At 74.7% G+C, this 5,968-nt stretch carries 7 protein-coding genes; 5 read left to right on the top strand and 2 right to left on the bottom strand.

Annotated features, from left to right (window positions below; translation table 11 throughout):
- The 5 genes from AC162C_RS08100 to AC162C_RS08080 all read left to right on the top strand — a co-directional run.
- Positions 1–1,059, top strand: a 1,059-nt coding sequence (locus tag AC162C_RS08100; RefSeq protein ID WP_484097105.1) for a cation diffusion facilitator family transporter, incomplete at its 5' end; no start/stop codon positions are given.
- Positions 1,060–1,068: 9 nt separating this feature from the next.
- On the top strand, positions 1,069–1,752 hold the full coding sequence (locus AC162C_RS08095; protein WP_484097104.1) for a hypothetical protein: 684 nt from the start codon (positions 1,069–1,071) through the stop codon (positions 1,750–1,752).
- Entirely contained in the window at positions 1,749–2,369 is a 621-nt protein-coding gene (locus AC162C_RS08090; RefSeq protein WP_484097103.1) for a haloacid dehalogenase-like hydrolase, read from the top strand. The genes AC162C_RS08095 and AC162C_RS08090 overlap by 4 nt, the downstream gene beginning before the upstream one ends.
- A gap of 214 nt (positions 2,370–2,583) precedes the next feature.
- Entirely contained in the window at positions 2,584–3,582 is a 999-nt protein-coding gene (locus tag AC162C_RS08085; RefSeq protein ID WP_484097102.1) for an N-acetyltransferase family protein, read from the top strand.
- Between the two features lie 216 nt (positions 3,583–3,798).
- Positions 3,799–4,161, top strand: coding sequence for a sulfurtransferase (locus AC162C_RS08080; protein WP_462973062.1), 363 nt, complete (start codon positions 3,799–3,801; stop codon positions 4,159–4,161).
- A gap of 18 nt (positions 4,162–4,179) precedes the next feature.
- Here the strand turns inward: AC162C_RS08080 and AC162C_RS08075 are convergent, their stop codons facing one another.
- Positions 4,180–4,896, bottom strand: coding sequence for a type 1 glutamine amidotransferase (locus AC162C_RS08075; RefSeq protein WP_484097101.1), 717 nt, complete (start codon positions 4,894–4,896; stop codon positions 4,180–4,182).
- Between the two features lie 32 nt (positions 4,897–4,928).
- Complete coding sequence (locus tag AC162C_RS08070; protein WP_484097100.1) at positions 4,929–5,789, bottom strand: DUF72 domain-containing protein; 861 nt, start codon at positions 5,787–5,789, stop codon at positions 4,929–4,931.
- Positions 5,790–5,968 lie beyond the last annotated feature (179 nt).

The following is a 5,968-nucleotide window of genomic DNA, read 5'->3' as shown; positions in this document are numbered from 1 at the left end:
GCGGGCGCGATCCCGACCGACGTCGACGCGGCGTGGTGGGCGTTCCTCGCGGCGGCGGTCGTGCTCGCGACCGATGCCGCCCGAACCGTCGTGTCGCTGCGGACGGCGCGCCGCTTCGGGAGCGCGGCCCTGCTCTCGAACGCGTTGCACTTCGGGAGCGACCTCGTCGGCACCCTGGCCGTCGTCGGGGGCCTGGCGGCCGCGCGCGCAGGCTGGCCCCAGGGCGACTCGGTGGCGGCGCTGTTCGTCGCGCTCCTCGTCGTTCTCGCCGCTGCGCGGCTGGCGCGCCGCAACGTCGACGTGCTCATGGACCGGGCGCCGGCCGACGACGTGGCCGCCGCGCGCGCCGCGATCGCCGGGATCGAGCCGCCGGTCGAGCTGCGGCGGCTACGGCTCCGCCAGGCCGCGGGGCGTCCGTTCGCAGACGTCGTGATCGCCGTCTCGCCGGGTGCCGGGGTCGCACAGGGGCACGCTGCAGCCGACCGTGTCGAGGTGGCGCTGGCGCGGGCCCTCCCGGGGGCGGACGTCGTCGTCCACGTGGAGCCGGCGGCCGCGACGGGCAGCCTCGACGAGCGCATCCGCGCCGCGGCGACGTCCGTCCCTCGCGTGCGCGACCTCCACGACCTGTCGGTGATCGACGTGGGCGAGGACGGCGTCGAGGTGTCGCTGCACCTGAAGCTCCCGGGAGGCCTCGCGCTCGCCGAGGCGCACACGGTCGCCGAGGAGGTGGAGCGGACGATCGTCCGCGCGGTGCCCGAGGTGATCGCCGTGCAGACGCACCTCGAGCCGCTGAAGGAGCAGGCGGAGCTCGTCGACGTCGCCGACCGAGACGTTCGCCTGGGGAGCATCGTCGCCGCCGCGGTCGGCGCTGAGCCCGTGGAGCTCCGGCTCCTGCACACGGACGAGGGGCTCGTGGTGTTCGTCACGCTCGGGCTCGCGCCGGGCGGCTCCCTCGCGGACGCGCACGAGACGGCGTCCGCCGTCGAGGCGCGGGTGCGAGCTGCGGTGCCGGGCGTCGCCGACGTGATCGTGCACACGGAGCCGGCGGGCGACGTCTAACGTGCAGCCGTGAAGCTGTGCATGTTCCACCCGGTCGACCGGCCGATGGAGCGCGGCTGGGTCGGGCGCGTCGAGGACGACCGGGTCGTCCATCTCGCGGCCCAGACGCTGCAGCACTTCTTCACGGGCGGGGCGCGGGCGCGGGAGCACGACGAGTACGCCCGGGACGCGGTGCGGCTGCTCGCGCCCGTGCCGCATCCGCCGTCGATCCGCGTGTTCGAGCGGGACGAGAGCTTCGCCTTCGCGAACCCGGCGGCGGTCGTGGGCCCGTCGTCGGAAGCGCCGGCACCCGCGAGCCCGCTCGTCGTGCTGCCCCGGCTCGCCGGGGTGATCGGCGCCGAGGGCACGATCGCCGGGGTCACGCTGTTCCTGGAGGTGCGGGCGGCCGGGCTCGATCCGCCGAAGGACCGCGACTTCGCCCTGGGCCTCGGCCCCGTCGTGGTGACGACGGACGAGCTGCTCGGATCGGACCTCGGGATCGCCGTGCGGGTGGACGGGGAGGAGCGGCTCGCGGCGTCCGCGTCCGGCGTCGACTGGGAGACGATGCGCAGGACGGCCGCGGCCGGGACGCTGCTCCGCACCGGCGACGTCCTCGCCGCACCGGCGGTCGCGCGCGTCGAGGGACTGGCGCTGCCGGCGCGCATCGACGTCGATGCGCCGGCGATCGGTGTGCTCACGATCTCCGTCGGATGAGCGTCACCGGGAAGACGATGCCCGTCGTCGTCGACTGGGACGGAACGGTGACCGAGCGGGACACGCTGCACATGCTGATCGAGCGGTTCGGTGACCTCGAGGTGTTCCACGCGCTCGAGGAGGCGATCGGGCGCAGGCTCACCCTGCACGAGGTGATCGCCGCCGAGATGCGCACCGTGCGCGTCCCGCTCGACGAGGCCGTCGCGTGGCTGCTGGAGCGGGTGCGGCTCCGGCGCGGGTTCGCCGGTTTCGTGGCCCGGCACGACCCGCTCGTCGTCTCGGCGGGCTTCCACGAGCTGATCGAGCCCGTGCTCGCACGGGAGGGGATCGTCGCGCGGGTCGTCGCGAACCGCGTCGATCCGCGCCCCGAGGGCTGGGAGGCGTCGTTCCGCGCCGCCGAGCCGTGCGAGGTGTGCGGGGAGCCGTGCAAGCGCCACTCGGTGCGCGACCTCGACCGGTTCGTGTTCGTCGGCGACGGCGTGTCCGATCGGTGCGTCGCCCTCGCGGCGGACCGTGTGTTCGCCCGGGCCGGGCTCGCCGACTGGCTCGGCGCGCAGGGCGTCGCGTACGAGCCGTTCGAGGACTTCGTCCGGCTCGGCGCCGACCTCGCCGGCTGACCGCGACGCCCGTACGGGTGGCCCGTTCGCCGCTGTGCGGCGCGGACGGCGTACCGCCGAGAGCGGCCGCACGAGTGGGCGTGGAGGGGCGCGGGGCCGGAGCGCCGGCGGCGGCCGAGGGGGGTGGCCACCGCCGGCTCCCTCAAGCGTACGCCCTCGCGCCCGGCTCCGGTGCCTCGGTCCCGGACGTCGGTCATCGCCTATCGTCTCGCCCGTGGGTGTGCGCCAGGCGACTCCGGCAGACCTCCCGTCGGTCGGGGCGCTCGCGCTCGCCTTCGAGCAGGAGGTGCCGTCGCCCGCGCACGTGGACGTCGACCGGGCGCGCGAGCTCGCGGAGATCGACGAGATCGTGGCCTCCGGGCTCGGCTTCGTCCACGAGGAGGACGGTCGCGTCGCCGCGTTCGCGCTCGCGCGCATGCGCGACGGCTCCCGGGCCGTGCTCAGCGACCTCTACGTCGAGCCCGCCGTCCGCAACCGCGGGGTCGCGGCGGAGCTTGTGACGGCGGTCGCGGACGCCGTCCGGGAGCGCGGTGCCGGCCACCTCGAGCTGGAGGTGCTGACGGCGAACACACGAGCGCGCTCCGTGTACCAGCGATGGGGCTTCCGCGAGTTCGTCCTCACCGCGTCGGCGCCGATCGAGGAGCTGCTCGAGCGGCTGCGGCCGGAGCGGCACGCCCAGTCGTACGGCTCGATCCACGTGCAGAACGACGATCGCGGATGGGTGGAGAAGACCGCCTCCGAGTTCGCGCCCCGCATCGGGTCGCCCGGGAGCCGCGTCGAGGGGCCGCGCAACGGGTGGACGGCCGTGTACGACCCCGTCATCGACACCGACCCGAACGCGATGCTGCGGTACGCGCGGGAGCTGTCGGACAGGATGGGGGCGGTCGTCGTCGCCCTGGCGCTCGAGGTCGACCAGGTCGTGCGCCTGATCGCGCTCGACCGCGGCGGCATCGTCGACGAGTACCTGTCGGTCCCGGAGTTCTACGGGTCGCTGCCTCCGGGGGACGTGATCGGGCTCGCCGCGAACCCGACGGTGCTCGCCCGCCTCACCGGTGCCGAGCCGGCGGCGGTGCGAACGGTGGCACGGACGGCGGAGACGCCCGCGGGGCTCCCGCCGGCCGCGGACCTGCTCGCGGAGATCGCCACGGTGCTCGGCATCGAGGGCGCCACCTACGGGTTCGCCGGGCCCGAGGCGGACGGCGCCGGAGGGTGATCGTGCTCGGCGACCACGTGCCCGCGTGGGTGCTCCACGCACCCGCCGTGGTCGGTGTCGGCCTCCGGTCGACGGCGTCGGCCGTGGCGACCGCGGGCCGCAGCTCCTCCGTGTGGGCGACCGCCACGAGGTGCTCACCGTCGACGGGGCACGGGCCGTGGCCGCTCTCGCGCGCTTCCGCCCCCACGGGCGCGGCCCATCAGTCATCCTGACGCCGTGGACGAGATCACCGTGGACGAGCTCGCAGCACGCGTCGGGGAGGACGATCTCGTGTTGCTCGACGTGCGCAGCCGCGGCGAGTTCCTCGGTGCGCTCGGCGCCCCGTGCGACCCCAGGCAGGGGCGCATCCCCGGGGCGCGGCATCTCGACCTCGCGGACCTGCTGCGCCTGTCCCCCGAGGAGGTACGGGAACGCGTCGGCGCCCCCGAGGGTGCCGAGGTGATCGCGTACTGCCACTCGGGCAACCGCTCGGCCCACGCGGTGGCGATCCTGGGCGCCGCGGGGTACGCCGCCAGGAACTACGCGGGCTCCTGGCACGAGTGGTCGCACGACCCGACGCTGCCCCTCGAGCAGGGCTGACCGGCAGGGTCGCGAGCGTCACGGGCCCGGACGGGCCGATCCTGTCTCCGCCGCGGCATCGAGGAAGCCCCGGCAGAGCGCCCGCCCGTGCGTGTTCCACCGGCCGAGGTTCTCGTCGGTCTCTCGTCGCATCTCCTCCTGCGGCTTCGGCAGCTCGGCGTGACCGAGGGAGCACCAGTGGTCCACCATCAGGCGTGTCACCTCCGGGTGGAACTGGACGCCCCAGACGCGGTCGCCGAGACGGTACGCCTGCCGCGCGAGCGGGCTCGTGCCGAGGAGCGTGGCCCGGCCCGGGAGCTCGAACGTGTAGTAGTGCCACTGGAAGGCCGTGAACCGCACGGGGAGGGCGCCGAGCACCGGGTCGTCGCTCCCGTCGTCGGTGAGCTCGACCTCGTGCCAGCCGACCTCCGGCTGCTCGGCCGGGCCGACCCAGGCGCCGGCCGCGCGCGCGATCAGCTGTGAGCCGAGGCAGACACCGAGCATCGGCACGCCTGCGTCCAGCGAGTCCCGGAGGAACGCGGCCTCCGACGGGATCCACGGGTGCTCGGCGTCCTGGTCCGGGTGTGCCGCCCCGCCGAACACCATCACCGCGTCGAAGTCGCTCGGGCGTCCGGGCGCGTCGCGCGTCGGCGTGAGCCAGCGGACGAGCGTGTCACCGCGGTCGTCGACGACCGACTCGAAGAGCCCGCCGCCACCCATCGGCGCCGGCTCGTGCGTGATCGAGAGGACGCGCACGCGCGGGACTGTAACCACCGGTCGGCAGCGGGTCAGAAGAGGGTCAACTCGGTGGGCGGGGGCTCCACCGCCCCCGTCGCCTCGATCCCGGCCTCGTCGAGCAGCCCCCGGAGGATCGCGGCGCTCCGCGGGGCGAAGTCGTCGCGGTTGTTGTTGAAGAGCGCGTACACCTCCTCGGCGTCCGTCGCCAGGCGGCGGATCGGCTCGACCCACTCGGCGAGCTCCTCCGTGGCGTACATCCAGTCGAAGCGGTCGGCCGCGGAGCCGCCGCGGACGTTCCACGTCTGCGCGTTCCGCCCGTGGAAGCGGATGTAGGCGACGGGATGCGTGCCGGCCGCGACCCGCGGCGACACGTTCGACGCCCGTGTCAGCGGGCTGTCGACCGAGACGTAGGCGAGCCCGTGGCGCTCGAGGAAGGCCAGCGTGTCGGCGCGCTCGTCGTCGGCCATCCAGGAGCGGTGGCGGAACTCGACGAGCGGCACGAGCGGCGCGAGGCGATCCGGCGCGCGGGCCAGGTCGGCGAGCGCTTCGGGTGACTTCCGGAAGCGCGGGTGGTACTGGAGGAGGACGCCGCGGAGCTTCCCCGAGAGCTCGAGGGGCTCCATCGCCCCCCGGAACTGCCGGAACGCCTCGTCGGTCGGGTCGCCCTCGTGCCAGGTCATCGCCGCGCTCGCCTTGACGTGGAACACGAAGTCGTCCGGTGTCCGCTGCGCCCACCGTGCGGTGACCGCGGGGTCGGGGAGCGCGTAGTACGGGGAGTCCACCTCGACGGTGTCGAACCGCTCGGCGTAGTAGCGGAGGCGCTTCTCGGCGGTGGAGACCCCGCGCGGATACCACGTGCGCAGCAGGCCCTCGTCGGCCCAGCTGCACGTCCCGAGGCGGACGGTCGTCATGGGTGAATCGTGCCGGGCACCGGGACACCGGTGCCCGGCACGGGGTCGAGCGCTACTTCTTCCGGAACAGCTTCGACTGCACCGTGAACCCGTTGACCGTCGGGTTGATGCACGGCACCGGAAGCCCGGCGGAGAGCGCCTGGCACAGCGGCGGCGCGGGCGCCGGGGCGGCGATCGCA

It is taken from the genome of Gaiella sp., assembly GCF_057140465.1.
This window is presented reverse-complemented; position numbering and strand designations above follow the sequence as displayed.